Source organism: Salinicola aestuarinus (assembly GCF_003206645.1).
Taxonomy (GTDB): Bacteria; Pseudomonadota; Gammaproteobacteria; order Pseudomonadales; family Halomonadaceae; genus Salinicola; species Salinicola aestuarinus.
In genome coordinates this window covers 96,336-122,596 of record NZ_PZJP01000006.1, presented here as the reverse complement: position 1 = coordinate 122,596, position 26,261 = coordinate 96,336, and the positions used below count along the sequence as shown (strand labels likewise).

The following is a 26,261-nucleotide window of genomic DNA, read 5'->3' as shown; positions in this document are numbered from 1 at the left end:
TCAGACACGCCGGCGGCGCAGGCCCTCCGATTCACAACACGACGCCAGCCCAAGGGCGCGCCATCGAGGAGAAGTTTGCATGTCGACGACATCCGTACACGACGACGCCATCGTCATCGACGGTCTGATCATCGCCAAGTGGGATCGCGCCCTGTTCGAGGACATGCGAAAGGGCGGTCTCACCGCCGCCAACTGCACGGTCTCCGTGTGGGAGGACTTCGAGGCGACCGTCGACAACATCGTCAGCGTCAACAAGCTGATGCACGACAATGCCGAGCTGGTGCGTCCCGTGCATACCACCCGCGACATCACCCGCGCCAAGGAAGAGGGCAAGACCGGCATCATTCTGGGATTCCAGAACGCCTACGCCTTCGAAGACAAGCTGGGCTACATCGAGATCTTCAAGAAGCTCGGCGTGGGCATTACCCAGCTCTGTTACAACACGCAGAATCTGGTGGGTACCGGCTGCTACGAGCGCGATGGCGGCCTCTCCGGCTACGGTCGTGAAGTGATCGCCGAGATGAACCGGGTCGGCATGATGTGCGACCTCTCCCACGTCGGCGCCAAGACCTCCGAAGAGGTCATCCTCGAGTCCCAGAAGCCGGTCTGCTACTCCCATTGCCTGCCGTCCGGTCTGAAGGAACATCCGCGCAACAAGTCGGACGAAGAGCTCAAGTTCATCGCCGATCACGGCGGTTTCGTCGGCGTCACCATGTTCACGCCGTTCCTCAAGGCGGGCGTCAACGCCACCATCGAAGACTACGTCGAAGCGATCGTCTACATCATGAACATCGTCGGCGAGGATGCCATCGGCATCGGCACGGATTTCACCCAGGGCCATGACGAGGCCTTCTTCGAGTGGCTCACCCACGACAAAGGCTACGCGCGTCGTCTGACTCGCTTTGGCGAGATCATCAATCCGAAGGGCATCCGGACCATCGGTGAGTTTCCCAACCTGACCCAGGCACTGCTGGATCACGGCCTCGCCGAGCCGGTGGTGCGCAAGATCATGGGAGAGAACTGGATGCGGACGCTGCGCGACGTCTGGGGCGAGTAAGCCACCGAGCCTATTACGCTCGCGGGCGCGGTGTTGCGAATTGGGTCGCCATGCTCATGAACCAACTCGTTCACTCCGCTGGCTCCCCAATTCGCGCCTACCGCCCGCTTCGCTCATGACGGCTCCGCAGTGTCGCGTACGCAATCTTGCTCGAAGCTCGAAGCTCGAAGCTCGAAGCCCAGGAACAACTTCAGAGGTAACCGACATGACCCAGATGGCTCCCGAGCTGCCGATCAACGTCGATAGCGATACCGGTGTCTGGACCACCGATGCGCTGCCGATGCTCTACGTGCCGCGCCACTTCTTCATCAATAACCATGTGGCGATCGAGGAGGCGCTTGGCGTCGAGGCCTACGCCAGGATTCTTTACGACGCGGGCTACAAGTCGGCGTGGCACTGGTGCGAGAAGGAGGCCGAGCTTCACGGTCTGGAGGGCGAGGCGGTTTTCGAGCACTACATGAAGCGCCTCTCGCAGCGCGGCTGGGGGCTATTCATCACCGAAGCGATCGACCTCGAAGCGGGTACCGCCCGGGTGCGTCTCGAGCACTCGTGCTTCGTCTATCAGCTCGGCGAGACCGGCAAGCGCGAGGAGTACATGTTCACCGGCTGGTTCGCCGGGGCGATGGACCAGATTCTCGAAGCGCGCGGCAGCCGTATCCGCACGCAGGCCGAGCAGACCCAGAGCGGCGCGGAAGCGGGCTGCGAGGTCGGCTACTTCGACGTCACACCGAAGTAGCCGGCGCGCTGCCCGAGAGAGGCGCGCGCGAAAGCGAAGCGTGCGAAAGCGAAGTGATGCCCTCGCGGCATTGCCGCCCATAAAAACCCCTGAATTCGTGCTGGCCGAGTCCGCTTTACCGACCTCCTGACACTCCGGTCGGTTCGGCGGCTCGAACGAGGTGATCCCCATGGCTCATGAAGCCCTGTTCAAGCCGATCCAGATCGGCAAACTGACCATCCGCAACCGCGTGGTCAGTACCGCCCACGCCGAGGTTCACGCCACCGACGGCGGCATGACCACGGATCGCTACGTCAAATACTACGAAGAGAAGTCCAAGGGCGGCTGCGGTCTCTGCATCTGCGGCGGCTCGTCGCCGGTCTCCATCGATAGTCCGCAGCAGTGGTGGAGCTCGGTCAACGTCGCCACCGACCGCATCATTCCCTATTTCCAGAATCTCGCCGACGCGGTGCACAAGCACGGCGGCAAGATCATGATCCAGATCACCCATATGGGTCGACGATCGCGCTGGGATGGCCACAACTGGTCGACACTGCTGTCTCCTTCCGGCGTGCGCGAGCCGGTCCACCGCGCCACCTGCAAGACCATCGAAGAAGAAGAGATCTGGCGCGTGATCAGCGACTTCGCCCAGGGCGCGCGGCGGGTCAAGGAGGGCGGACTCGATGGCTGCGAACTCTCCGCCGTTCATCAGCACTTGATCGACCAGTTCTGGAGCCCGCGGGTCAACAAGCGGACGGACCAGTGGGGCGGCAGCTTCGAGAATCGCATGCGCTTCGGCATGGAAGTGCTCAAGGCGGTCCGCGCCGAGGTCGGCGATGACTTCTGCGTCGGCATGCGCATCTGCGGCGACGAGTTCCACCCGGATGGTCTCTCTCAGGACGACATGAAGCAGATCGCGGCGTACTACGACGCCACCGGCATGGTCGACTTCTTCGGCGTCGTCGGCTCCGGCTGCGATACCCACGACACCCTGGCCAACGTCATCCCCAACATGTCCTACCCGCCGGAGCCATTCCTGCACCTGGCGGCGGGCGTCAAGGAAGTGGTCTCGGTGCCGGTGATTCATGCGCAGAACATCAAGGATCCGACCCAGGCCGAGCGTGTCCTGGAGGGAGGCTACGTCGACCTGGTGGGGATGACTCGGGCGCATATCGCGGACCCGCACATCATTGCCAAGATCAAGGCCGGCGAGACCGATCAGATTCGCCAGTGCGTTGGCGCCAACTACTGCATCGACCGTCAGTATCAGGGGCTCGACGTCCTGTGTATCCAGAACGCGGCAACCTCGCGGGAGTATATGGGGCTGCCGCATATCATCGAGAAGACCACCGGCGCGAAGCGCAAGGTCGTGGTGGTCGGCGGGGGCCCCGGCGGCATGGAAGCGGCACGCGTCGCTGCCGAGCGCGGCCACGATGTCACGCTGTTCGAGGCCGAGCCGCAGCTGGGTGGCCAGATCACGCTGGCGGCCAGGGCCCCGCAGCGCGACCAGATTGCCGGTATCACCCGTTGGTACGAAATGGAACTCGCGCGTCTCGGCGTCGACGTCAAACTCGAGACTCGCGCCGATGACGCCGTCATCCGTGACCTGCAGCCGGACGTCGTGGTGCTCGCCAATGGCGGCCATCCGTTTCTCGAACAGGTCCCGGAGTGGGGCTACTCGGACAATCCTGACGAAAGCCTGGTCGTCAGCAGCTGGGACATCCTCTCGGGCAAGGTCGAGCCCGCCGGCAACGTGCTGGTCTACGACACCATGTGCGAGTTCAGCGGCATGTCGGCCGCCGACTATCTCGCCAGCAAGGGTGCCACGGTGGAGATCGTCACCGACGACACCAAACCCGGCGTGGCGATCGGCGGCACGACCTTTCCCACCTATTATCGCAGCCTCTACCAGAAGTCGGTGGTGATGACCGGCGACCTGGGACTGCACAAGGTCTACCGCGAAGGTGAGAAGCTCGTGGCGGTGTTCGAAAACGAGTACACCGGCGAACAGGAGGAGCGCGTGGTCGATCAGGTCGTGATCGAGAACGGCGTGCGTCCGGACGAGTCGCTTTACTACGCGCTCAAGGCGCGTTCGCGTAACCAGGGCCAGATCGACCTGGAAGCGCTCTACGCCGCGACGGCGCAGCCGACGCTGGCCGAGAGCGGCGAGTTTGCTCTCTTCCGGCTGGGCGACTGTGTGGCGCAGCGGAATACGCACGCGGCGATCTATGATGCGCTCCGCCTCTGCAAAGACTTGTGATACAGCGATTGCGCGCGGCCAGGCGTTGTTGAAGCCCGGCTCGCGAGGCTCATGGACACCCACGTCCACTGCGCTCGCTCGCCGGTCTTCGCCGCGCCTGACCATCGCTCATCACGCTTTCTTTTGCCGGGTGACGGGACTGGAACCGATCTCGTTGCCGTTTTCCGCCATCGCACTGAATCGTTCATGGCGGTGACTTTTTCGGAGAAGCACCATGTTGCAGACGCTACTCCCCATTCTGATCTTTGCGGCGCTGGCGCTCGGGGCGGTTGGCGCCTTTCGCCGCATCCGACTGTGGCGTCAGGGCCAGCGCACGCCGATGGTGTGGCGCCGGCTCGTGCTGATGCCCAAGCGCTATCTGAACGACCTGCACCATGTCGTTGCTCGCGACAAGGCGATTGCGCATACCCACGTGGCAACGGCCGGAGGCTATGTCGCCGCGATGGCACTGGCGCTGGTCGTTCACGGTTTCGGCTGGCGCAATCCGATGCTCGGCGGGCTGCTGCTGGCGGCGAGCCTGGTGATGTTCATCGGCACCATCGCGGTCAATCTGCGCCGTGTGAACCCGCCGCCCAAGCTCTCCAAGGGCCCGTGGCAGCGTCTCTCCAAGAGTCTGATCGCCTACTCGGTCAGCATGTTCCTGATCAGTTTGCCGCTGGTCGGCGTCGCGCCGACCGCTCTCGGCGGCGGCGTGCTGGCGATCGTGCTCGCCGCCGTGCTGGTCTGGGGACTGCTGGAAATGGTGGTCGGCATGGGGTGGGGCGGACCGATGAAGCACGCCTTCGCCGGCTCCTTTCATCTGGCGTTCCACCGGCGCCCCGAGCGGTTCGACGACAATCATGCCGATGTCGGCCATGACGTCCATCGCGGTAGCCGGTCCACCGCGCTGTTCCCGCTGGACCTTACGGCGAAGACGCTGGGCGTGGAGAAGCCCGCCGACTTTCAATGGGAGCAGCTGCTGGGATTCGACGCCTGCGTGCAGTGCGGCCGCTGTCAGAATGTCTGCCCGGCCTACGCGGCGGGGCAGCCGCTCAATCCCAAGAAACTGATTCAGGACATGATCGTCGGAATGGCCGGCGGTTCTGACGCGCGCTATGCAGGGTCCGGCTACCCCGGCATCGACGTCGGTAAACATCACGGCGGCCCGTCCGAGCCGATCGTGCCACAGCTGGTCGAAGCGCAGACGCTCTGGGCCTGCACGACCTGTCGTGCCTGCGTCGAGGAGTGCCCGATGATGATCGAGCATGTCGACGCCATCGTCGACATGCGCCGTTTCATTACGCTGGAGAAAGGCGAAACGCCGGAGAAGGGCGCCGCGGCGCTGGACAACCTGATCGCCACCGACAATCCCGGCGGGCTCGACAACGCCTCCCGCCTCGACTGGGCGGCGGATCTGGAGATGCCGCGGATCAAGGATCGCCCCGAAGGTGTCGATGTGCTGCTCTGGCTGGGTGACGGCGCCTTCGACATGCGCAACCAGCGCACCCTGCGCTCGCTGGTCAAGATCCTGCGTGCCGGCGGCGTCGACTTCGCCGTGCTGGGTGACGAAGAGCGGGACAGCGGCGACGTCGCGCGCCGCCTGGGTGACGAGGCGACTTTCCAGCGCCTGGCCGAGCGCAACATCGCCACGCTGGCGCGTTACCGCTTCGCGCGCATCGTCACCGCCGACCCGCATAGTTTCCATGTGCTGGGCCGCGAGTACAGCGCCTTCGGTGGCGACTACCGCGTACTGCACCACTCGACCTTCATCGCCGAGCTCTTCGACGGGGGACGTATCAACGTGGCCGCCCCGACGCAGCCGGAGACCGTCACCTATCACGACCCCTGCTATCTGGGGCGTTACAACGGCGAGTTTGCCGCACCACGGCAGGTGCTCGCCGCACTGGGGCTGGAGGTCGCCGAGATGGAGCGTTCCGGCTACCGTTCGCGCTGCTGCGGCGGTGGCGGCGGGGCGGCGCTCTCCGACGTGCCCGGCCGCGCGCGCATCCCCGACATGCGCATGGAGGACGTGCGTACGACCGGGGCGACCACCGTCGCCGTCGCCTGCCCGCAGTGCACCGCGATGCTCGAAGGCGTGGTCGAGCCGCGCCCGCGCATTCGGGATCTCGCCGAGATGGTCGCCGATGCCCTGGTGGCGACGGCGCCGGCAGCGCCCGCCTCTAGTTCGACTCGCGAGGAGGAACCGGCATGAGCGTCAGACGCATCGACCCCCACGCGGAACGCGCCCGGCGCAATCGGCTGCATCCGCGCCATCACGAATTCGCCCGCCCGGCCTGGCGCTGGACCAGCAGCGAAGGTGTGACACGAGTCAATCCCCACGCGCTCGGGGCGATCGGCCCCAACGGCATCAGGCGAATCGACCGCAGCGGGGCCTCGGTGGAAGCGAGCCCGGTGAGCGCCTCGCAAGCCAGCGCCGAACCGGCGCGGCGTCAGATCGTCATCGATCAGCCCGCGGGGCATATCGTGGTCGTCCCGGAGCTGCCCGAAGGACGTCTCGGCGATCACGACAAGGATCTCTTCGGCCTCGCCCGGCAGCTCGCTGACGGCCGCGATCTGGCGGTGACGGCGATCACCTTTCTTAGCGGTGTCACCGGGTTCGAGGACGCGGGCGCCGATCGCGTGGTCGATCTCGCCGCCACGGTTGCCGAAGGCTACGACCCACAAGCGCGTCTGTCCGCGCTCCTCGCCGTCGAAGGCGCCCTTGCGCCGCAGCACTGGGTCTTTGCCGATGCCCTGCCGGACGGCGGCGACCTCGGTCGCCGGTTCGGCGCGCGGCTTGCGGCTCGGGGTGCCGCTGACGCTCGCCCGGCGACCCGGGTGTGGCAGCTCAACGACGGCAGGACGCTCTCCCGCGCGGGGGATCGCCAGGACATTCTGCGTGACGTCGCCCGAGTGCTACTGGCCCTGCCCGAATGTGCCGAGCCCGTCAGCGAGACGCGCCACGAAGCGCGGCGCATCGATCTGGCAGCGACCGGTGAGGCGTCGTTGACGGCGGCAGACCCGGCCACGCCCGCAGGCGTCATCGACCGCGGCCGCGTCGCCGTCGACCCGCAGGAGATTCCACTTGCCCAAGCGCCGTTCATTCTCTCTGCCGGCCGGGGCGTCTCCGACTGGGAGGGCTATCACCACGCCGCCCGCGTGCTGGGGGCCAGCGAAGGCGCCTCCCGCGTGGCGGTGGACGACGGCTACATGGTGCGGACCCGTCAGGTCGGCGCTACCGGCACCTTCGTGACCGCGAGCTGTTACGTCGCGGTGGGGATTTCCGGCGCGGTCCAGCATCTGCAGGGGATCGCCAAGTGCCAGCGGGTGATCGCGATCAACAACGACCCGAGCTGCGACATGGTCAAACGCGCCGATCTAGCGCTCATCGCCGACGGTGACGCGGTGCTGGCGGCGGTCTGTGAACGGCTCGGCCAGCCGCGAGATGGCGATGGCGAGTCGTGGCAAACGGAGGAGTCTCAACATGCCGCAGCCTGATGCGAAAGGGCCTTCGTCCCAGATTGAGGTGAAGGCGGTGGCGCTGGTGTCGAGTGGTCGCCATCCGGTCTCCGGCCGGCCCGGTCGCGCTCGTGAGGACGCGCGTGCCGTCGAGATGGGGCTGATGCTGGCCGGTGCCGATCTATCGCTGGTGCATGCCGGCGACCCTGAGGATGCTTTGCTGCGGGAGTGTCTGGAAGGTTACCTGGGCATGTTTCACGGGCTCGATGATTCACGCGACGGGACGCTCTCGCTGCTGCCGATGGGCGCCGAGGAGGATGCCGTGCCGCTGCTTGCCGCCTGGCTGGAACGAACCGGCGCGACGATCACGCTTACCGGTCAGCGTGCCGAATGTGGTGAAGGATCGGGGATGGTGGGCTATCTGCTGGCGGAGCAGTTGGGCTGGGCGATCGCGACCGGCGTGGCCGCCATCGAGCGCTGCGACGCGCAGAGTGTCACCGTGCTGCAGGCGCTGCCGCAGGGCCAGCGCCGACGCCTCGAGATCCAGCTGCCGTGTGTGATCGCGGTGGACAGCGTTGCCGAAGCACCGCGCCAGAGTGCTTTCGGACCGGCGCGGCGGGGGCGGATCGAAACCGTCGACGATCTGTTGCCAGCGGGGGAGGCGTGTCTCGATGTTGCCAACGTCGACTGGCAGTGGCAGCCCGCGCGGGCGCGGCCCAAACGGCTCAAGGTGGTGAAGTCGACCAACGCGCGGGATCGTTTCAAGGCCGCGGCGGCCAAGTCCTCGGCGTCCGGCGGGCAGGTATTGACCGATCTCTCGCCGGAGGAGGCGGCGGAGAAACTGATCGACTATCTGCGGGCGGAGAAGATCATCGCCGACAGCGGCCAAAGCTCGGCCCCCGACACCTAGTCGACCGCTGATCGACGCTCAATAATCGAGCAGCTTGGGCATGCGCTCGGCCAGCGGCTGATCACCAAGGACGATGCGCGCCGGGTCGACGGCGTGAAACGCGCCGTTCCGGTAGTGCTTGGCGCGGTCGCGGTCGAAGGCCACGATGGGTTCGAGATCGCGTCGCTCGCTGCCCTTGAGAATCAACGGCGTAAGGTTGTCGAGGATCCAGTGGCTGCCGTCATCGCGACGATAGCGCAGCACCGCATGATAGGTCGGCGTCAGCGTGTCATGGGCGGCAAGCAGATCGAGACGGTCGGATGCGGTACCGGCGGCGAGCAGGATCTGATACTTGGCGATGGCGAAGTCCTCGCAGTCACCATAGCCATCCGCGATCAGCCGGTCGAAGCCCTTCCAGACGTCCTCGGTCTCCTCGCGCTGGCGCGCCGCGTTGTTGAGGACGCGATTGACGTAGACGAGCCGCGACTCGACATCCATGCGGCCAGCCCGGGCGATGAAGTCGGCGCGCGAGAGCGTGACCGCGGAAGCCGTCGGGTCGTCCCAGTAGGTGAACGCCTGGGCCGGGGCGCCGACGAGCAGTCCCGCGGCAACGATCAGCGCGCTCGTGGCCTGACCCAGAGAGGGCAGACGTCTCAAGGAGATGGTGAGCGAGTGGATCATCGAAAGTGGGTCATGAGCGAGTGGGTCATGAAGGAGGGGATCATGAAAGCGTCGGCTCTCCTGGCGGATCGGCTGGCGAAGCAGGGCATCAGACACGCGTCGCTGTTGTGAGGGAACGACGACGTGGTTAAAACAGAAGGTAGCGCAGAAGTGGGAAGTCGAGTCTGACGAATAGACTCCTAATCCGTCCGCAAACCAGGGAAATCGGGGGTGGAACATGATGATCGTCGAACTCATCGACGGCGAGGACTTTCGCCAGCGTCTGGTCGCACTTGGCGTCCATGTGCCTGAGCAGGCGTGCCCGGAGACCGCTGCTCGGCTGGCGGCGGGTTGTCACCGGGCCGATGGCGTTGAAGGGCTGGAGAGCGCGGTCCGAGAGTGGCTCACGAAGACCGATATCATGCTGCCCTCGGTTCGCGCGGCGATCGAGGCCCATCTCATCCCGGCGCTCAACGCGGCGGGGTAGGGACAAAGGGTAAGGCAAGTCAGGCCGCCGGTGTTCTGCCCGGTGCGCCGAACTGCGCCGGCATCACAGTCGGCGTAGCCCCCACATGAAATAGATCCCGCCGATCAGGGCAGCGACCACGCCCGCCGGTAGCTGGTAAGGGAAGAAGAGATTCCGCCCCAGCCAGTCGGCGGCGACCATCACGATCATTCCCAGCAGTGCGGCGCCGACCAACTGATGCCGGGCCCGATTCAGACCCATCAACCTCGCCATGTGCGGTGCCAGCAGTCCCACGAACGAGAGCGGGCCGACAACCAGCGTCGCCGCCACTGTCAGCAGTGCCACCAGCGCCAGCAGTATCAGCCGGCTGCGATCGACATCGACGCCGAGCGCCTTCGCCGTCGGCGCGCCGAGTGGCAGTAGCGTCAGCCACCGCTGCAACGGCAGCACCAGCACCAGCAGTGCCATCGCGATGACGACGATCCATCCCATCGAGGTCAGGCTGGCGTAGTAGGTCGAACCGCTGAGCCAGGAGAGTAGCGACTGCGCTCGCGGGTCGTCGCTCGCCAGCACGATGGCACGCATGGCGTCGAGCAGCGACGAGATCGCGATGCCGGTCAGCAGCAACCGTTCCGGCGCGAACCCGTTGCGCCGGTTGCACGCGATCAGCACCAGCAGCGCGGCGATGGCGCCGCCAAGGCCGCCGAGCGAACGGCTCAGCGGGGCGATCCCGAGTGGCAGCAGCATGAGTGCGATCACGCCGATGGCCACGCCGGCGCTGATGCCGAGCACTTCGGGGCTCGCCATGGGGTTGCCGGTCATGCGCTGCAGGATCGTCCCCGCCAGGGCCAGCATCAGCCCCGCGGCGGCGGCTGTCGCGACACGAGGCAGTCGCCAGTCGATGACCAGTCCCAGGTCACCGAGCCCCATCCAGGCGGGGTGCGCGGAACGCCCCTCGAGTACAAAGCCAAAACCCAGCGCGACGATGACTACCGCCACGGCCACGCCGGCGAGTAGCCACAGTCGCCGCTCGGGATGCACGCGGCGCGGCATCGCCATCGCCCCGCGGGTGACCGGGCGCGCGCCATTGAGCGACAGACGAGGCAGTAGCCAGAGCAGCAACGGGGCCCCCAGGGCGGCGGTCATTGCGCCGGTGGGCAGCAGCGCCGCGGTCAAGGGCGAAAGTGCCTGAACGACCTGATCCGTCACGGCCAGCAGGAGTGCCCCGATCGGCAGCGACCAACCCAGCCGCTGGCGCAGCGTGCGCGCTCCCGACAACCGCGCGATGGCCGGCGCAGCAAGACCGATGAAGCCGATCAGCCCCACGGCAGAGACGACGCAGGCGGTGACGAAGATGCCCAGCCCCAGGGCGGCAAAGCGCAGTTTGCGCATCGAGATACCGAGACTTTTGGCGCCTTCCTCTTCGAGATCGAGCAGCGACAGGGGGCGCAGCAGCAGCAGGGCGAGCACCAGCACGATGCCCAAACGTACCGCCAGAAAGCGGGTGTCGTCCCAGCTATCCTGCGCCAGCGCGCCGGCGCCCCAGATGAACAGGCCGGTCAAGCTCTGCTGATGGAAGAGGAGCAGAGCGCTGCTGACTGCCCCGGCGTAAAGGCTGACCACCAGACCCGAGAGCACCACGACCATCGGCGCCAGCCGCGCCCGCCACGACAGCGCGAGAACCAGTGCCGCGGCCCCGGCGCCGCCGGCCAGGGCAATCCACTCCCGTCCGGCCAGCATCCAGCTCGGGCCCCAGAGGGTGGCGATGACCAGTGCCATCTGCGCCCCGCTGGTCACGCCGAGCGTGGCAGGCGAGGCGAGCGGGTTGCGCAGCACCTGCTGCATCAGACAGCCGGCCAGTGCCAGTGCCGCGCCGCCCATCAGAGCGACCAGCAGTCGCGGCGCCAGCGTGAAGTGCAGCACCACCTGGCGAATTCGGTCGTCGTCGGGGCTGAGCATTGCCTGCCACCAATGGCCCTCGAGATCGCCGAACTGGGTCGCGAGGTTGACGTAGCCGAGCGTGATCACGCCCGCTGCCAGCAGCAGCACGATCCAGCGGGGAGAGCGAGTGCGTGACATCACGAGGCGTCTCCGTCAGTCAGCGTCACGTCGGGCGCGAGAGCGCCGACCAGTGCGTGGCAGAGGCGCTCGATCGAGCGCAGCCCCCCGAAGATCCAGACCGGGTCGATCTCGCTGACGCGGCCCTCACGCACTGCAGGCAGGTGCGTCCAGATGTGGTTGCTGGAGAGTTCGGCGTTGACCGAGCGTGGAAAGGGCCTGATGACCACGATATGGGCGTTCGGCGTCTCGGCCAGGCGGTCGAGGGAAACATTGGCATAGCCCCAGCCGTTGGTCGGCCCGGTCCAGGCGTTGTCGAGTCCCGTGCGCGCCATCAGCGTCCCTACCATGTTGCCCTCGCCGAAGACCCTGACGTGGCGAGGGTCGCTGAACTGCACCACGTAGACCGGCCGATTCACCTCCGCGAGAGCCTCGGACGTGCGGGTCAGCGTGCGCTTCGTCTCCGCGATGAGCTGTTCGGCACGATCCTCGGTATGGCTCAGCCGGGCGATCTCGCGGGTCATCTCCACCGTGGCGTCGAAGTAGGGCAGGTCGCTCGAGAAGTTATCGATCAGGCGCACCGGCATCAGGTGTTCGAGCCGCGCGTTGTCACGCGAGAAGAGGGCGCTACTGATCAGCACGTCCGGTGGCTTCTGGGCCAGAAGTTCCAGATTGGGTTGATTGCGCAGACCCATGTCGAGCGTTGCCGGCGGGATCGGTGGGGCGGCGACCCAGGCGTTGTAGTTGGGGATGTCCGCCACGGCGTAGGGCGTGACTCCGAGCGCGATGAGCGTTTCCGCCACGGTCCAGTTAGACGCCGCGATACGGGGCGTGGCGCTGGCATCGGCGTGAGTCGTGAACGTCAGCAGGGTGGCGAGCACGAGAAAGCGCGCTACCGCGGCGATACTGGCGAGGGAGTGACGCGGCAAGGGGCTTTCCTGCAGGTGCGTACGAAAGTGCGGTCGCCCATCGGCGCTGACCGCGGGCGCCCGGGCGGCGGCGATGGCTGGTGATGGTAGATCGAATGACAATCGTTATCAATCGAGAGCGGGCTAGAGGCAATGCTATTGCGTGTCGTCCTCGATTAAGACCAATTCTCATTCAAATGACAACCACCTTCCATTACACTCGCTTGCCAACGGACTACATCCCAAGACATTCGGCCGCTCGAGGACCCGACGCAATGACCATCACCCACAGATTTGCCTTCGTCGGCGGCATGCTGCTAGCGCTACCCGGCGCCGCCGTCGCGCAGGGGCAGTCCGACGCGCAGACGACCGAGACCGCCGACACCCTCGTCGTGACCGCCACGGCACTCAAGGTCGCCACACCACTCATTGAAACGTCGCGCTCGGCATCGGTCGTCACCGACCAGGACCTTCAGCGGCGTGCCGTGGACAAGTATGACGAAGCCCTTCAGTACCGTGCCGGCGCGGTGTCGCAGCCATACGGCTCCGACAACAACAGCGACTGGTTCCTGCTACGCGGTTTCAGCGCCGAAGGCTCCACTTTCCAGGACGGCCTTCGCGTCTTTCGTACCGGCGGCTATTTCTGGTGGCTGACCGAGCCGTTCGGCGTCGAACGGGTCGACTACCTCAAGGGGCCGGCGTCGATCCTCTACGGCGCCGCGCCGCCGGGCGGGGTCATCAATGCCATCAGCAAGCGACCCACTGAAGACGCACAGGGGCTCTTCGAGATCGAAGGCGGTACCGACGAGCACCGCCAGTTCGGCATCGACACGTCCGGCCCTGTGGCAGGCACCGATGACATGCGCTATCGCCTGGTCGGACTCTACAGTGACGGAGACGACGAGCTCGACGGCACGGACTCCGAGCGTTTCTACTTTGCGCCGAGCCTCGCGGTTGATCTTTCCGATGACACCACAGTGACCTTTCTCGCTAGCGTGCAGAAGGATACCGGTACGCCATCGCCAACCTTCTTCCCGGCATATGGGACGGTGGGTAACACGCCGTTCGGCGATATCGACCGCGATACCAATCTCGGCCAACCCGATTACGACGACTTCGATCAGCGTCAGGTAACGCTGGGATATGAGCTCGATCATCGCCTCAGCGATACCTGGGAGTTCCAGCAGTCTCTGCGCTACAGCAATCTCGATATGGACCTGCGCCAGGTCTACCCCAACTCCTACGTCGCGCCGGGCAGCCGCGAGATTTCCCGCGGCGTGGTCGATCGCGACGGCGAGTACAATGCCCTCTCAGTCGACAACCGCCTAATCGCGACGACGTACACGGACAACACCGAGAACACTTTTCTCGTCGGTGCTGGCTATCAGACGCTTTCGCTGGATTACACCAGCGCGGATAGCTTTCGCACGCTGGGCGATGGGTCCTCCTACTATCAAGCGATCGATACGGTCGACATATTCGACCCGGATCACGATGCCTTCACGCGGCCGGATACGGGCGATCCGACTGACCACGACGTGAGAAGCGAGCAGATCGGCGGCTATGTCCAGAACCAGCTGCGCCTATACGATCGTTGGATCCTGTTGGCGGGCGCTCGCTACGACAGCGTCAACGGTACCGATCGCTTCAACGACGAAACCGGCCGCTCGTCGGAGGGCTACAACGACAGTCAGGTTTCCTGGACCGGCGGCGTGATGTATCTGGGCGACTATGGCATTTCGCCGTATCTCAGCTACAGCGAGTCGTTCACGCCCCTTGCGAGTCTCGACAACAGCGGTAACAGCTACGAGCCGCTCAAGGGCCGTCAGTACGAGGTCGGCGTTAAATATACGCCGCCCGGTTTCGACGGCTACTTCACGCTCGCGGCCTTCGACCTAAAAGAGGACAACTCGCTAATCCCCAGCGAAACTGGCGTGCAGGAGCAGGCCGGGGAGCGTCACTCTCAGGGGATCGAGCTCGAGGGTGTGGGCTACATCACCGATGCGCTCCAGTTCAAGGCGTCCTACACCTATACCGACACGCGCATGGACATCAATTCCAGCCTGCAGGATCAGCGTGCGCCGCTGATTCCGTATCACATGGCGTCCGCTTGGTTGGATTACGACATGGCTCGGTTCGTCGATGGTCTGTCAGTGGGTGGCGGCCTGCGTTACATGGGCGAGTCCTCCAACAGCCCCGATGCGACGCCGGATTACACCGTGCCGGACTACACACTGTTGGATGCCATGGCGAGTTACGATATCGATACCCACTGGACGGTTCAGGTCAATGCCAAGAACCTAACCGACAAGGAGTACGTCAGCGGCTGTGACTTCTACTGTTACTACGGCGAGAGCCGCAGCGTAATCGGCAGCCTCAAGTATCGCTGGTAGCGCGACTCGCCAGCGTCTTTGGACAAGCCCGGCCAAGTGCCGGGCTTTGTCGTCGTGGCGACGCGCACGCCGTGCCTGACAGCCAATGCCACTGGTGACCGCATAGCGGACCCCCCTTGCCGGTGGCAGCGTGGCAGTCGCAATGAGGTACGGTGACTGCCAGACGATAACGGCAACAGCGACTATACTTCGGCTCTTTTTCGCGCTCGCCACTCCCCGGTGAGCGCCGACGAGGTATGCGAATCGTCATGACTTCCTCTCCGGCCAGGCATCATGAACGTGGCATTACCCGCCAGGTTCTCGTGATGACGAGCACCTCGGCGCTCAGCCTGCTCGCGCTCTTCCTCACCGACATCCTGACGCTGGCTTATGTCTCGCTGCTGCAGGATGAGACGGCAACGGCGGCCGTTGGCATCGGCAAGACGCTGTCGTTTATCGCCACCATTCTGGTCACCAGCGTGGCGCTGGCCGCGGGCAGCGTCGTGTCGCAGCATGCCGGGCGGGGTCATCGAAGGCTGTTGCCTTTACTGGCCAGACAATCGCTGGGAGTTGCTCTGGTAGTCGCGGGTATCGTCGCCGCGCTTGAGGCGAGCTGGCTGGACACGGTGGTCACCTGGCTGGGCCCTGAGGCCGGGGTCGATGGCACGGCTCGTGTCTATCTCCAGGTCACGCTACTGTCTATCATTCCGATCGCGCTGACGCAGACGACGGCGCAGATGCTTCGTGCCGTTGGCGAGCCCCGCTGGGCGCTGGCAGTGGTGATGGCGCTCGCGCTGTCGCTGGCGCTCATCGACCCGGTACTGATCTTCGTTCTCGATCTCCAGCTACTCGGGGCGGCGTTTTCGGCCGTCATCGCGGGGTGTCTCGCCAGCGCCTTCGGAATCTGGCGAGTTCAGCGACGAATCGGCCTGCGGGGTAGCCGCCGGCGAGGCGTGTTATCGGCCTTTCTGGCTCGGATCTCGAGAATGGCCGCCCCCTACGCGCTCGCCCATCTCGCGACGCCGGTCTCATTGGGATTCACGTTGGGACACCTGGCCACCTACGGGGTGTCGGTGATGGCGGCGATGGCGCTCATGGATCGGCTGCTGCAGATCGGCTACAGCTTCTACTTTGCGCTACCCACGGCACTGGTGCCGGTCTTTTCGCTGCTCCTTGGCCGTCACCAGCGGGGAGCGTTTCGCATTGCGCTGCGACGGGCTGTCCAGTGCGTACTGGGGTACGGGCTGGCAGTGTGGGCCGTTCTCGCATTGATGGTGCCGCTGCTGGGCGCGTGGTTCTCGCTCTCTCCGCCGGGGCAGGCGCTGCTGGTCGACCTGTGTCGCATCGGTCTTGGATTCTGGTTGCTAATCGGACTCGACTTCATCGCCGTCGCCGTTTTTCTGTCGCTGGAGCGTGCCTGGTGGGTCACCTTCTATGCGTGGATAAGAGCGACCGCGGGGACCCTGCCTTGGGTCTGGCTCGGGGAGAAGTTCTTCGGCGCCAGCGGTATCATGCTGGGGATGTGGTGCGGCAATGCACTGGTCGCGATGGCCTCCATCGGGACGGCGATCTGGATCGCCAGACGACAGGGCCTGTTCTCTCACAAGGCGCGGGCGTGAGAGCCCCCGGGCTCGGCGTTCGTGGGCGCGAGGTTGTCGACTTCATCCGCAGGTGTCGGTTTTGCCGGCAACCACTCAAGACCTCAGGTGGAGCAGAGGGCGATGTCAGACCAGATAGAGACGACGGAAGGCGGGCGAATCGCCCCGACGGGAAGGCCGGTCAAGCGGCGTCGGGCACCGAAGGGGGAGCAGCGGCGGGAGGCGCTGCTGGATGCGGCGACCGCCATTTTCGCCGAGAACGGCTATACCGCCGCCTCCATGCGCAATGTGGCGGAAATCGCCGGTATCACCACCGTCGGACTGCTTCATCACTTTCCCAACAAGGTGTCGCTACTGCAGGCACTACTGGCGAGGCGGGATCGACGGATCACCGAGAAGTTCGCCGAGCTGGAGATGGTCCCGACGCTCGAGGGTTTCGTTGCCTTTGCCAGCATGAGTCTTCGATTCAGTGTCGAGAGTCGACGGGAGTGTCAGGCGGCGATGATGATCAACGTCGAGAGCCTGGCAGAACACCATCCGGCTTGGGCGCAATCCATCGAGAAGTTCGAGATGACGCACGCACACGCACAGGCGCATTTGGCGGCGTTGAGGGCAAACGGCGAAATCCGGGCGGATATCGAGGTGGCACGGGTTGCCACCGAGCTGTTCGCACTGATGGATGGTCTGCAGATTCAGTGGCTGAGAGATCCCGACGGGGTCGATGCCCTTGCCATCTTCGATGGCTACCTGCAGCGCCTCGCCGGGAGTCTACGGCCGCAATGACGGGGCCTGGAATGGGCCCCGTCGAGTGTCGATCGGGCGTAAGCCGCTGATCAGTAGGCCTCGGTTTCGCTCACATTGACCGCTGCCTGGATGGGACCGGGTAGCGGGTTGCTGTCGCGGGTCGTCAGGCGCTGGGGCATCAGCGTCGTCAGGTTACCCTCGAGCGGCAGGTCGTCGGAGCTGGCGCCCACACGAATGCGGAATTGACCCGCGTCGACGTCCCAGCTGTCCGTGTTCTGGACATAATAGGCCAGTGAACGCGAATCCAACGGAATGCTCACCGTCTTGCTCTCGCCGGGCTCGAGGTAGACCTTGGTGAAGCCCTTGAGCTCCTTCTCCGGACGTTCGACGCTCGGGTTCACGGGCTCCACGTAGAGCTGCGCCACCTCGAAGCCTGCCATGTCACCGGTGTTGGTGAGCGTGAACTGGGCATTGACCGTATTCCCCGGCGTCATCACGTTGGAAGACAGCGTCAGGTTGCTGTAGTCATACGTGGTGTAGGAGAGGCCGAAACCGAACGGGAAGAGTGGCTTGGCGTTCTTCTCGTCGTAGCCACGGTAGCCGAGGTAGAGCCCTTCGCTGTACTCCATTTCGGTCAGCGCATCGTCGCCACGATACGCTTCCGGATCCGGGTAGGAAGCGTAGCTGGGGTTCTGCTCGATCTTGCGATCGATGGTTACCGGCAGCTTGGCCGACGGATTGACTTCGCCGTAAAGGATCTCGGCGAGCGCCTGTCCACCCTGCTGACCGGGATCCCACGCCTGCAGTGCTGCGCCGACCTTGCCTACCCAAGGGGTCATGTCCGACGTGCCGCCGCCATGAACCACGACGATGGTGTTCGGATTACGCTTGGCCACCTGGCGAATGCGTGCCGCCTGCTGATCGGGCAGCTCGTAGGGGTGATCGTAGGCTTCGCCTTCGTCTTCGTAGTTGCGCCCCACGGCGACGACAACGGCGTCGTAAGTCGACAGATCTCGCGGCGGATTCATCGACGCCCAGCTCATCTGCACGCCGGCCAGACCGCCGAGCGCCGGTGTGAAGCCGCCATCCTCGCGACGGTATTCGAGCTTAACGTCATAGGACTCGCCCGCCTGTAGACGCTGCGTCTTGCCGGAGGTCACCAGCGCGTTGACCACGTCCTGGGAGTAGGGCACGCCGTCGCTCTCAAGGACGAGATTGCCGTCGACCCAGAGCTTGTACGGACCGTCGCCACGCACCTTGAAGACCTGACGGCCACTGGTCGTCGGCTTGATGGTGGTGGTGAAGCGGGCCGAGAAAGCGCCAGCGGTCGGCGAGAAACCGGATACCGTCGTCGAGCCTGACTGGGTCTCGTTGGTACCGGTGGTCCAGTTCAGGTTGACGCCCGGTTCGACGCGGGTCAGCGTTGGCTGGCCGGAGAGCGAAGTGTTATCGAAGTACTCGGCCTTCACCCCCCGGTTGCTGACCGGGAACTCACCCGTTGACGGCATGTACCACACCGAGTTCGCCGGGTTGAGGCTCATCCCGGAGATGAAGTCGACCTTGGACGGGCGTGATGCCAGTTGCTCAAGGCCGCTGAGTTCGCTGACGTACGTGTCGGGCGGCGCATTGGCAGTACCGAACGGCGACGGTGGTGCCTGCTGAGCAAGGTCGCCAATGACCGCGACCTTGGCGCTGCGATCCAGCGGGAGCAGCGGCCGGCCGGCAGTGGTCTCCTCGTTGCGCAGCAGCACGATGCTCTCACGGGCGATATCCAGGGCAGAGCGGGCACCGTACTCCGGATGCTCGAGCGGCTGTGCCGTGTTGAGATTGTCCTGAAAATCGTAATTGATCACCGCACGCAGGTTACGCTTGGCCTTGTCCGCGATCACTTCCCGCGGTAGCTGACCACTCCAGACGTAGGGCATCAGGTTTTCTTCGGTGAACTGCAGCCCGGTCGGCATATCCAGGTCGGTGCCGGCCCAGGCGCCCTTGAACGGATCGTGAATCGCGTTGAAGTCGGAGATCACGGTCCCCTGATAACCCCATTCGCCTTTCAGGATCTCGGTGATCAGGTGATGGTTCTCGCAGGCATAGTCGCCGTTGATCTTGTTGAACCCGCACATGATCGACGCCACGTTGGCGTTCTTCACCATTGACTCGAAGCCGGGCAGGTAGAGCTCACGCAGCGTGCGCTCGTCGACGAGGATGTCGACGTTCTGGCGGTTCGCTTCCTGCTCGTTGGCAAGATAATGCTTGCCGCTGGCCTGAATGCCTTGCGCCTGAATGCCATTGACGATGGCGGGGGCCATCACCGCGCCGAGGAACGGATCCTCACCGCTGACGTTCTCCGCCGCACGGCCGCCGTAGGGAGTACGGTAGAGATTCACCGAGGGAGACAGCATCTGCTGGCCGCCGGAGATACGCGTCTCGTAACCGAGCGCGAGACCGTACTCCTTGGCGCGGTTGACGCTCCAGGTCGCCGCCAGGGCGGAGAGCGACGGATACTGTGCGCCGAAGGTCTTGTTGTCGACATGGACGCCCATCGAGGAGTCGTAGGCGACGGTGCCGTCGATGCCCCACTTCTCCAGCGTCGGGAACATATGGCCATCGTCGACGCGGGTGTAGTTGATCTGTTCCGACAAACTCATGTTGTCGAGGATGGAGCTGACTCGCGCTTCCACCCTCTGCCAGTCGGAGGGGGAGTCCTCCGCCTGAGAGACCACGGGGTGCAAGGCACCGAGCGCAACGAGGCTCAGGCCCAGCGTCTTTTTGACTTGTGTCACGGATCGAATCCTCTCGGACTTCATTGAGCTGTTGGGAAAATCGGCAGTGACGCCAGCATTACCGGTCATTGTCGCGCTGATCGGGTGCGTCGGTGGTGTCCACTGGCGCATCGAGAAAGCCGCTGTTGGCCTCTTCACCCTGATCATCGCGCACCCGCTGACGCTGGGCGTCGAGCCTGTCCGCTCCGGTGAGCGCGTCTCTCTGACGCTGGTAGTGCTCGCGCTGCTGCTGAAGATTCTCTTGAGAGTCCGTGGTGTTCCCTGGAGCGGCCAACGCCGGCAGCGAGGCCGCTGTCAGAGCCGCCAATGTAATCGTAAGTAACGATTTAGTCATCGAATGAATCTCTTAGTTAGGTTTCTTTTCGGTGGTCATTCTCATCGCTTGGTGCGAGAGAGGCCGCCAGTCTGGTCTCAGATTTGAAAAATTCAAGAGAGGTCATCGATTCATTTTGCGACACGACACCCTGGACCCTTTTTATTCCTTCTAACCCACTGAATTGGGATTTATAGCGATGTCCAAGAGGATGCTTGTTCTTCGAGATCGAGGGGTTTTTAGAAAAATAATGCTAATAAAATTGATAATATTGGCTTTACCTGTCTTTTTTAATATCTTTCGCGGCACTTCATGGTCCTTCCATAAACCTAGTTGTAATTAGGTTTATAGGCATGATATGGTGCGCCGCGGTCAAAAGATTTGCTTAAATCCTGATAATTAATGCCAAGTGTTTTCTGTGTTATGTCGCATTTCTGCGACGCCTAATCTCACCTTTTCTGGCGCTGCTTTTCCCCAGAGTCGCAGCGTTAGACTGTCTTTACGGAAACGAAAGCTGTTGATAACCGCGGTCCTGCCCTCGGCGAAAACGCTATGCGACTCGCTGGTGAATTCGGGTTCATTGAAACCTGCAGACATCTTGCGCGCCGAACGCCTGGGTCATGCCGAGGGGTTGGCCGACGAGGCGCTGCTCGGCACTTTGCTGCGTCTCGGGGCGGTCAAGGAGGCGGAAGTGGTGGCGGCCTACGCTCGGCTACTGGGCGAGCCTGCCTGGGGCGCCGATGAAGATGAAACGATCGAGCCCGGCGAAGCGCTCGGCTCCGAGCGCTTCGCGCGGCATCACGGACTGGTCGTGATCGATGATGCCCCGACACGGATGAGCGTGGTCGCGGCAGTACCTCTGTCTGTTCCTGGCGTCGAGGCGCTGGCCTACCGGGGGCAGAAACCTCTCGCGATTCGAGTCGCGACTCGTGACACCGTCGAGGGGTTGATCGATCGCACGCATCGTGACGGCCGCGCGGCGGCCGGGGACCTGGTGGAGACACTCGACGATACTTGGGCGCCGCAAGATGATATCGAGCAGCTCAAGGACATGGCGTCGGAAGCGCCGGTCATACGCTTGGTCAATCTCATTTTCCAGCAGGCGCTCGAACGCCGTGCGTCGGACATTCACGTCGAACCGTTCGAGAATCAGCTCAAGGTGCGCTACCGCGTCGATGGCGTGCTGGTCGAAGGCGAGGCACCGCCGGCGGGGTACGCGGCGGCCATGATCTCTCGCTTGAAGATTCTCGCGCGGCTCGATATCGCCGAGCGGCGTCTCCCCCAGGACGGACGCATCATGATCCGCATCCAGGGTCGCGAACTCGACCTGCGTCTCTCTACCGTGCCGACCGGCTTCGGAGAATCGGTGGTCATGCGACTGCTGGATCGCCAGACCGTGAGCCTCGACTTCGCCAGCCTTGGCATTGCCAAGTCGACGATTGCCAACATCGAGCAGCTGCTCGAGCGGCCGCATGGTGTCTTTCTGGTGACGGGGCCCACCGGTTCGGGCAAGACCACTACGCTCTATACGGCGCTATCAGGGTTGAACACCGAAGAGCGCAAGATCATCACCGTCGAGGACCCGGTGGAGTACCAGTTGCCGGGTATCAATCAGATTCAGGTAAAGCCGGCGATCGGGCTCGGCTTCGCGGAGTCACTGCGCTCCATCGTTCGCCAGGACCCGGACGTCATCATGATCGGCGAGATGCGGGATCTGGAGACCTCGCGGATCGCGATCCAGTCGTCATTGACTGGCCATCTGGTGCTCTCCACCTTGCACACCAATAGCGCGTCGGCGAGTATCACCCGCCTGCTGGACATGGGGGTGGAGTCGTATCTCCTGGCCTCGACGCTTGAGGGGATTCTCGCTCAGCGGCTGGTGCGACGACTGGATCCCGAGAGTCGTATTGCCTTTGAGGCATCCGAGGCATTGATCCGGCGTCACGGCCTCGATCGTCTCACCGAGGCCCGCCCGATCATGCTCTATCGTCCGGATACGACACAGCCGGGAGGCGGCTACCACGGCCGCAGCGCGCTGACCGAGCTACTGATGATGGACGACGAATTGCGCGGTCTCTTGATGCAGCAGGTCGATGCGGCGTCGCTGGAGGCCGCGGCGCGGCGCAAGGGACTGGAGACGCTTTACGAGGACGGTCTGCGTCAGGCGCTCGCCGGCACCACCTCGCTCGACGAAGTGCTGCGCGTCACCGGAGGCGACTAACGTGCCGAACTATGCCTATCACGCCCTCGACGCCGACGGTCACAAGCAGCAGGGCGAGCTCGAAGCGGCGGACGAGCAGAGCGCTGCCGACGCCCTGCAGCAGCAGGGCTTGCTGGTGCTCAATCTTCGCCGGGGCGGGCGCGGCTGGCGTCCCACGCGTTCGCAAAGCGTCTTTAAGGCCGGTGAGCTGGTTCTCTTCACCCAGCAGTTGGCAACGCTGATCGGCGCCGGTCAGCCGCTGGACCGGGCCCTGACGACACTCCTCAAGCAGCTTGATGGTGAACGCCGGCGGCGTGTCGTCGAGCAGATTCGCGAGGCCGTCAAGGCGGGAGAGCCGCTCTCCCAAGCCCTTCAGGCGCACAGCGATACGTTCTCGCCTTTCTACATCAGTCTGGTGCGAGCGGGGGAGGCGGGGGGCGTTCTCGACGTCACGCTGAAACAGCTCAGCGACTACCTCGAGCGCACCCACAATCTGCGAAGCGAGGTGATCAACGCCTCGATCTATCCGCTCTTTCTGGTCGTCGGTGTCATCGGCTCCGTCGCGCTGCTGCTGACCTACGTGGTGCCGCAGTTCGAGCCGATCTTCAATGACCTGGGTGTCACTCTGCCGCTGATTACCCAGGGAATCCTCGCCGTCAGCAGCTTTCTCGAGAGTTGGGGGATGCTGCTGCTGGCAGGACTCGTCGGTGGCGGGTGCCTGCTGCTCGCCACGCGCTACCAGCCTCGGCGCCGGCTGGCGCAGGACCAGCGACTGCTCGGCATGCGCGGTATTGGTCCGCTGCTGACGCGACTCGAGACCGCCCGGCTGGCCAGAACGCTGGGGACCCTGCTCGGCAACGGCGTCACGCTGCTCACCGCACTCCACATCGCGCGTGATGTCAGCACCAACCGAGCGATGCGCGCACACCTCATCGAGGCAACCGACGCGGTCAAGCAGGGTAGTGCCTTCGCCGATGCCATCGCGACGCCGGCAATGCTGCCGGAGCTGGCGGTACAGATGATCGAGGTCGGCGAGCAGTCCGGCACCTTGGGAGAGATGCTGATGCGCGTCGCCGATGTATTCGACGTCGAGGCCAAGCGGGTCATCGATCGACTGCTCGCGGCACTCGTTCCCACACTGACGCTCGTCATGGCCGTGCTCGTGGCCGCCATCATGCTTGCCATCATGCTTCCGCTGATGAGCCTGACCAGTAACATTTGATTCACGAAATCGGGAAAACTTGATGCCGACATCCAACAAACTGCCGCCCCGCCAGGCGGGTTTCACCCTTCTCGAGATGCTGGCGGTCATCGTGCTGCTGGGCGTCATCGCCACCATCGTGGTGAGCCAGGTTGGCGGCAACGTCGACAAGGGCAAGTACGGCGCCGGCAAGGCGCAGCTGGCGAGCTTGAGCATGAAGATCGAAAGCTATGCCCTGGACGTCGGTGCGCCGCCACGGTCTCTCGACGCTCTGGTTCACGAGCCGGAAGGCGCGAACCAGTGGTTCGGCCCCTACGCCAAGGCATCGGATCTGCGCGATCCGTTCGGTCACGAGTTCGGCTATCGCGTGCCGGGTGAGCATGGCGCCTTCGACCTGATCTTCTACGGTCGCGACGGCGTCGCGGGCGGCGAGGACTTCGACGCCGACGTGGGCAACTGGGAGTGAGACTTGCCCGCTAAGCCGCAAGGTCAGGGCGGTTTCACGCTCCTGGAGCTGCTGGTCGTGATCGTGCTAGTCGGTGTGGCGGCGTCGATCCTTGCCGTGGGTATCGGACGCGGCATGCATGCCGCCGAGGAGCGGCGGACGCTGGCAGACCTGGTCTCGGGGCTGCGTGGCGCTCGTGTCGAGGCGATCACTGGTGGCAGCCCGGTGCAGGCCAGGTTCGACCTTGCCGGGCGTCGACTGGAGGTGGCCGGGCAGCCGACGGTCACCTGGCCGGAGGCTTTCGAGCTGCATCTCCATACGGCTCGCGAGCTGGGCGCTGCCTTCGCGTTCTACCCGGACGGCGCGTCCAGTGGCGGTTACGTGGAAGTGGCGCACGCGTCTCGTCATTGGCGTATCGATATCGCCTGGCTCACCGGGCGAACGCAGCTGCAGTCGCTGCCATGAGGCGAGAGCGAGGCTTTACCCTGCTGGAGATGCTGGCGGCTATCGTACTGATGGTGATCTTCGCGTCGGTACTGCTGGGGGCTTTCGGCCAAAGTGCGCGCTCACTGTCACAGGTGGCGGCCAGCGATCGGCTCGACGTCGCGGCGCGCTCGGTGATGGACGAACTCGACAGTCAGCCGATCACCATTGGTGAGCGTCATGGCCAGTGGGACGACGTCGAGTGGACGCTGATCACGACACGCGAGAACGCCGCAGCGATGCACGATCCCGCCCTCTATCGACTTGCGCTGCAGATCCGGGACGGTCGACGCCAGGTGGACTACGTCACGCTGCGCGCCCGAACCGAAGGGACGGCGCCATGAAGCGTCAGTCCGGCTTCACGCTCATGGAGATCCTGGTGGTCATTGCGCTGCTGGGATTGTTGCTGACCCTTATCGGCACCGCGATGGTGGCGGGTAATCAGGCGGTCAGCCGAGCAGAACGCAACAGTGAATCGCTCGACGAAATCCGTGCGGCGCACCGCTTTCTGCGCCACTCGCTGAGCCGTACGATGCCGCTCAGCGCTGGCAACGACGAGCAGACCCGGGTCACGAGTTTTCAGGGGGAGGCGACGGAGATGGTCTTCTACGCGCCGCTGCCGAGTTCCGTGGGGGGCGGCCTGTTTCGTCAACGGCTGGCGCTCGACGGTGAGCGACTGCAGGTCCGACTGTCGCGGCTCGACGGTGATCATCTTGCCGCCTGGGGCAAGCCCCAGCGCCTGCTCGATGGCGTCACGGGCGTGGCATTCACGTATCGTGGCCGTTCGCCGCTCGGTGAGCCGACGGGGTGGCTCACCGAGTGGCCCTGGCCGTCGCGACTGCCGCAGGCGGTGCGCGTGAGGCTCTCGCTGGATGCAGGACGTACCTGGGTCACTCAGCAGGTTCGGCTACGCCTGGATCTTTCCGGTGGCGCGGGTTGATGGCTCGCCAGCGCGGTGCCGCCCTGCTGCTGGTCCTTTGGGTCCTGGCACTGGCTAGCCTGCTGCTCGGCAACCTGGCCGTGTCGGTGCAGCTACAGCAGCGGCAATCGTCGTGGCAGCGCCACCATACGCAGGGCGACTTGGCCGCAGAGGCGGGGCTTCATCTGGCCGTCGCCGCGCTCATGCGTGACGCCCGGGAGGCCGGGCGTGGCGACGATCAGGCATGGCGTGTGGACGGCGCCACTCATGACGTGCGCTTTGGCGACAGCTCGCTGCGCATCCGGATCCGCAGTGAACGCGGCAAGCTCGATCTCAACGCCGCCGACGCGCGAGATTTGAATGCACTGATGACCGCTTGTGGGGACGGCGGCGGGAGCCAGCGAATCGTGCAGGGGCTGCTCGCCCGGCGGGAGGCGCTGCCGCTGCGCATGCTGAGCGAAGCACGGGCGCTGCCGGGGATGAGTGACGCGCGCTACCGCTGCCTGTTGCCGGAAATCACTGTGTGGTCGGGATATCCCCGGCCCGATCCGGCGCTGGCGTCATCGCGGCTGCAGACACTGCTCGGCCTGCCGCGTAGCGAGTCGCCGCTGTCGGATCCGGGCCAGATCGTGACCGTCAGCGTCGTGGCGGTGCAGCCGGGCGGCTTTCGTACCCAACTGAGTGTCACGCTGGTCCTGCAGGCCCGCGGCGACGGACAGAAACCCTTTCGAGTGTTGAGATGGCAGCAATGA

The 26,261-nt window shown here is 64.5% G+C and carries 22 protein-coding genes; 17 read left to right on the top strand and 5 right to left on the bottom strand.

The features are described 5' to 3' along the window. The first annotated feature begins 79 nt into the window (after nucleotides 1-79). The 6 genes from DOM41_RS10285 to DOM41_RS10260 all read left to right on the top strand — a co-directional run bounded on the left by DOM41_RS10285 (nucleotide 80) and on the right by DOM41_RS10260 (nucleotide 8,380). Complete coding sequence (locus DOM41_RS10285; protein ID WP_110686778.1) at nucleotides 80-1,057, top strand: dipeptidase; 978 nt, start codon at nucleotides 80-82, stop codon at nucleotides 1,055-1,057. A 205-nt stretch (nucleotides 1,058-1,262) separates the two neighbouring features. Further along, a complete protein-coding gene (locus tag DOM41_RS10280) occupies nucleotides 1,263-1,793 on the top strand; it encodes a DUF5943 domain-containing protein (protein ID WP_110686777.1) in 531 nt (176 codons plus the stop codon). Nucleotides 1,794-1,962: 169 nt separating this feature from the next. Next, nucleotides 1,963-4,032 carry a dimethylglycine demethylation protein DgcA gene (gene dgcA / locus DOM41_RS10275; protein ID WP_110686776.1) on the top strand — a complete coding sequence of 690 codons (2,070 nt, stop codon included), beginning with the start codon at nucleotides 1,963-1,965 and terminating at the stop codon, nucleotides 4,030-4,032. A 214-nt stretch (nucleotides 4,033-4,246) separates the two neighbouring features. Further along, a complete protein-coding gene (locus DOM41_RS10270; protein ID WP_110686775.1) occupies nucleotides 4,247-6,223 on the top strand; it encodes a (Fe-S)-binding protein in 1,977 nt (658 codons plus the stop codon). Beyond that, a complete protein-coding gene (locus DOM41_RS10265) occupies nucleotides 6,220-7,509 on the top strand; it encodes an electron transfer flavoprotein subunit alpha/FixB family protein (RefSeq protein WP_110686774.1) in 1,290 nt (429 codons plus the stop codon). The genes DOM41_RS10270 and DOM41_RS10265 overlap by 4 nt, the downstream gene beginning before the upstream one ends. After that, nucleotides 7,496-8,380, top strand: a complete 885-nt coding sequence (locus DOM41_RS10260) for an electron transfer flavoprotein subunit beta (RefSeq protein WP_110686773.1) — start codon at nucleotides 7,496-7,498, stop codon at nucleotides 8,378-8,380. The genes DOM41_RS10265 and DOM41_RS10260 overlap by 14 nt, the downstream gene beginning before the upstream one ends. Before the next feature lie 18 nt (nucleotides 8,381-8,398). Here the strand turns inward: DOM41_RS10260 and DOM41_RS10255 are convergent, their stop codons facing one another. Continuing rightward, entirely contained in the window at nucleotides 8,399-9,040 is a 642-nt protein-coding gene (locus DOM41_RS10255; protein ID WP_157956908.1) for a transglutaminase-like cysteine peptidase, read from the bottom strand. 217 nt (nucleotides 9,041-9,257) lie between these two features. Here DOM41_RS10255 and DOM41_RS10250 point away from each other — a divergent pair, with 217 nt between their 5' ends. After that, nucleotides 9,258-9,506 (top strand): hypothetical protein, encoded by a 249-nt coding sequence (locus DOM41_RS10250; protein WP_110686947.1) that lies wholly within the window; start codon nucleotides 9,258-9,260, stop codon nucleotides 9,504-9,506. Nucleotides 9,507-9,569: 63 nt separating this feature from the next. Here DOM41_RS10250 and fhuB read toward each other — a convergent pair whose 3' ends face one another. Together fhuB and DOM41_RS10240 are read right to left on the bottom strand one after the other, a co-directional pair. Beyond that, nucleotides 9,570-11,564, bottom strand: coding sequence for a Fe(3+)-hydroxamate ABC transporter permease FhuB (gene fhuB, locus DOM41_RS10245; RefSeq protein ID WP_110686771.1), 1,995 nt, complete (start codon nucleotides 11,562-11,564; stop codon nucleotides 9,570-9,572). Continuing rightward, the gene (locus DOM41_RS10240) at nucleotides 11,564-12,472 is read right to left on the bottom strand and encodes an ABC transporter substrate-binding protein (protein WP_157956907.1); all 909 of its coding nucleotides are present in this window, start codon (nucleotides 12,470-12,472) and stop codon (nucleotides 11,564-11,566) included. The genes fhuB and DOM41_RS10240 overlap by 1 nt, the downstream gene beginning before the upstream one ends. Nucleotides 12,473-12,726: 254 nt before the next feature. Between DOM41_RS10240 and DOM41_RS10235 the strand changes: the two genes are divergently transcribed. From DOM41_RS10235 to DOM41_RS10225, 3 genes are all read left to right on the top strand, one after another. Beyond that, nucleotides 12,727-14,844, top strand: coding sequence for a TonB-dependent siderophore receptor (locus DOM41_RS10235; RefSeq protein ID WP_245391805.1), 2,118 nt, complete (start codon nucleotides 12,727-12,729; stop codon nucleotides 14,842-14,844). A 248-nt stretch (nucleotides 14,845-15,092) separates the two neighbouring features. Further along, on the top strand, nucleotides 15,093-16,442 hold the full coding sequence (locus DOM41_RS10230; protein WP_110686945.1) for an MATE family efflux transporter: 1,350 nt from the start codon (nucleotides 15,093-15,095) through the stop codon (nucleotides 16,440-16,442). 102 nt (nucleotides 16,443-16,544) lie between these two features. Then, nucleotides 16,545-17,204: a TetR/AcrR family transcriptional regulator gene (locus DOM41_RS10225; RefSeq protein WP_110686769.1), complete on the top strand. Its 660-nt coding sequence runs from the start codon at nucleotides 16,545-16,547 to the stop codon at nucleotides 17,202-17,204. A 50-nt stretch (nucleotides 17,205-17,254) separates the two neighbouring features. Here DOM41_RS10225 and DOM41_RS10220 read toward each other — a convergent pair whose 3' ends face one another. Next, nucleotides 17,255-19,948, bottom strand: coding sequence for a beta-glucosidase (locus DOM41_RS10220; protein ID WP_223160973.1), 2,694 nt, complete (start codon nucleotides 19,946-19,948; stop codon nucleotides 17,255-17,257). A 58-nt stretch (nucleotides 19,949-20,006) separates the two neighbouring features. Continuing rightward, a complete protein-coding gene (locus DOM41_RS10215; RefSeq protein ID WP_157956906.1) occupies nucleotides 20,007-20,282 on the bottom strand; it encodes a hypothetical protein in 276 nt (91 codons plus the stop codon). A gap of 577 nt (nucleotides 20,283-20,859) precedes the next feature. Between DOM41_RS10215 and DOM41_RS10210 the strand changes: the two genes are divergently transcribed. The 7 genes from DOM41_RS10210 to DOM41_RS10180 are packed head-to-tail and all read left to right on the top strand — an operon-like array spanning nucleotide 20,860 to nucleotide 26,261. Beyond that, the gene (locus tag DOM41_RS10210) at nucleotides 20,860-22,482 is read left to right on the top strand and encodes a GspE/PulE family protein (RefSeq protein ID WP_245391804.1); all 1,623 of its coding nucleotides are present in this window, start codon (nucleotides 20,860-20,862) and stop codon (nucleotides 22,480-22,482) included. A 1-nt stretch (nucleotide 22,483) separates the two neighbouring features. Further along, nucleotides 22,484-23,683 carry a type II secretion system F family protein gene (locus DOM41_RS10205; RefSeq protein ID WP_110686767.1) on the top strand — a complete coding sequence of 400 codons (1,200 nt, stop codon included), beginning with the start codon at nucleotides 22,484-22,486 and terminating at the stop codon, nucleotides 23,681-23,683. A gap of 22 nt (nucleotides 23,684-23,705) precedes the next feature. Further along, the gene (gene gspG, locus DOM41_RS10200; protein ID WP_110686766.1) at nucleotides 23,706-24,128 is read left to right on the top strand and encodes a type II secretion system major pseudopilin GspG; all 423 of its coding nucleotides are present in this window, start codon (nucleotides 23,706-23,708) and stop codon (nucleotides 24,126-24,128) included. A gap of 3 nt (nucleotides 24,129-24,131) precedes the next feature. Then, a complete protein-coding gene (locus DOM41_RS10195; protein WP_110686765.1) occupies nucleotides 24,132-24,572 on the top strand; it encodes a GspH/FimT family pseudopilin in 441 nt (146 codons plus the stop codon). Next, nucleotides 24,569-24,934 carry a type II secretion system protein gene (locus tag DOM41_RS10190; RefSeq protein WP_110686764.1) on the top strand — a complete coding sequence of 122 codons (366 nt, stop codon included), beginning with the start codon at nucleotides 24,569-24,571 and terminating at the stop codon, nucleotides 24,932-24,934. Before DOM41_RS10195 ends, DOM41_RS10190 begins: the two co-directional genes overlap by 4 nt. Beyond that, nucleotides 24,931-25,530, top strand: coding sequence for a prepilin-type N-terminal cleavage/methylation domain-containing protein (locus tag DOM41_RS17960; protein ID WP_110686763.1), 600 nt, complete (start codon nucleotides 24,931-24,933; stop codon nucleotides 25,528-25,530). The genes DOM41_RS10190 and DOM41_RS17960 overlap by 4 nt, the downstream gene beginning before the upstream one ends. Then, nucleotides 25,530-26,261: a type II secretion system protein GspK gene (locus DOM41_RS10180; RefSeq protein WP_110686762.1), complete on the top strand. Its 732-nt coding sequence runs from the start codon at nucleotides 25,530-25,532 to the stop codon at nucleotides 26,259-26,261. The genes DOM41_RS17960 and DOM41_RS10180 overlap by 1 nt, the downstream gene beginning before the upstream one ends.

Coding starts and splice junctions, on each gene's coding strand:
- DOM41_RS10250 (WP_110686947.1), top strand. CDS start 9,258: ATGATGATCGTCGAACTCATCGACGGCGAGGACTTTCGCCAGCGTCTG.
- DOM41_RS10215 (WP_157956906.1), bottom strand. CDS start 20,282: ATGACTAAATCGTTACTTACGATTACATTGGCGGCTCTGACAGCGGCC.
- DOM41_RS10280 (WP_110686777.1), top strand. CDS start 1,263: ATGACCCAGATGGCTCCCGAGCTGCCGATCAACGTCGATAGCGATACC.
- DOM41_RS10255 (WP_157956908.1), bottom strand. CDS start 9,040: ATGATCCACTCGCTCACCATCTCCTTGAGACGTCTGCCCTCTCTGGGT.
- DOM41_RS10285 (WP_110686778.1), top strand. CDS start 80: ATGTCGACGACATCCGTACACGACGACGCCATCGTCATCGACGGTCTG.
- DOM41_RS17960 (WP_110686763.1), top strand. CDS start 24,931: ATGAAGCGTCAGTCCGGCTTCACGCTCATGGAGATCCTGGTGGTCATT.
- DOM41_RS10260 (WP_110686773.1), top strand. CDS start 7,496: ATGCCGCAGCCTGATGCGAAAGGGCCTTCGTCCCAGATTGAGGTGAAG.
- DOM41_RS10265 (WP_110686774.1), top strand. CDS start 6,220: ATGAGCGTCAGACGCATCGACCCCCACGCGGAACGCGCCCGGCGCAAT.
- fhuB (WP_110686771.1), bottom strand. CDS start 11,564: ATGTCACGCACTCGCTCTCCCCGCTGGATCGTGCTGCTGCTGGCAGCG.
- DOM41_RS10225 (WP_110686769.1), top strand. CDS start 16,545: ATGTCAGACCAGATAGAGACGACGGAAGGCGGGCGAATCGCCCCGACG.
- DOM41_RS10270 (WP_110686775.1), top strand. CDS start 4,247: ATGTTGCAGACGCTACTCCCCATTCTGATCTTTGCGGCGCTGGCGCTC.
- DOM41_RS10235 (WP_245391805.1), top strand. CDS start 12,727: ATGACCATCACCCACAGATTTGCCTTCGTCGGCGGCATGCTGCTAGCG.
- DOM41_RS10230 (WP_110686945.1), top strand. CDS start 15,093: ATGACTTCCTCTCCGGCCAGGCATCATGAACGTGGCATTACCCGCCAG.
- DOM41_RS10180 (WP_110686762.1), top strand. CDS start 25,530: ATGGCTCGCCAGCGCGGTGCCGCCCTGCTGCTGGTCCTTTGGGTCCTG.
- gspG (WP_110686766.1), top strand. CDS start 23,706: ATGCCGACATCCAACAAACTGCCGCCCCGCCAGGCGGGTTTCACCCTT.
- DOM41_RS10190 (WP_110686764.1), top strand. CDS start 24,569: ATGAGGCGAGAGCGAGGCTTTACCCTGCTGGAGATGCTGGCGGCTATC.
- dgcA (WP_110686776.1), top strand. CDS start 1,963: ATGGCTCATGAAGCCCTGTTCAAGCCGATCCAGATCGGCAAACTGACC.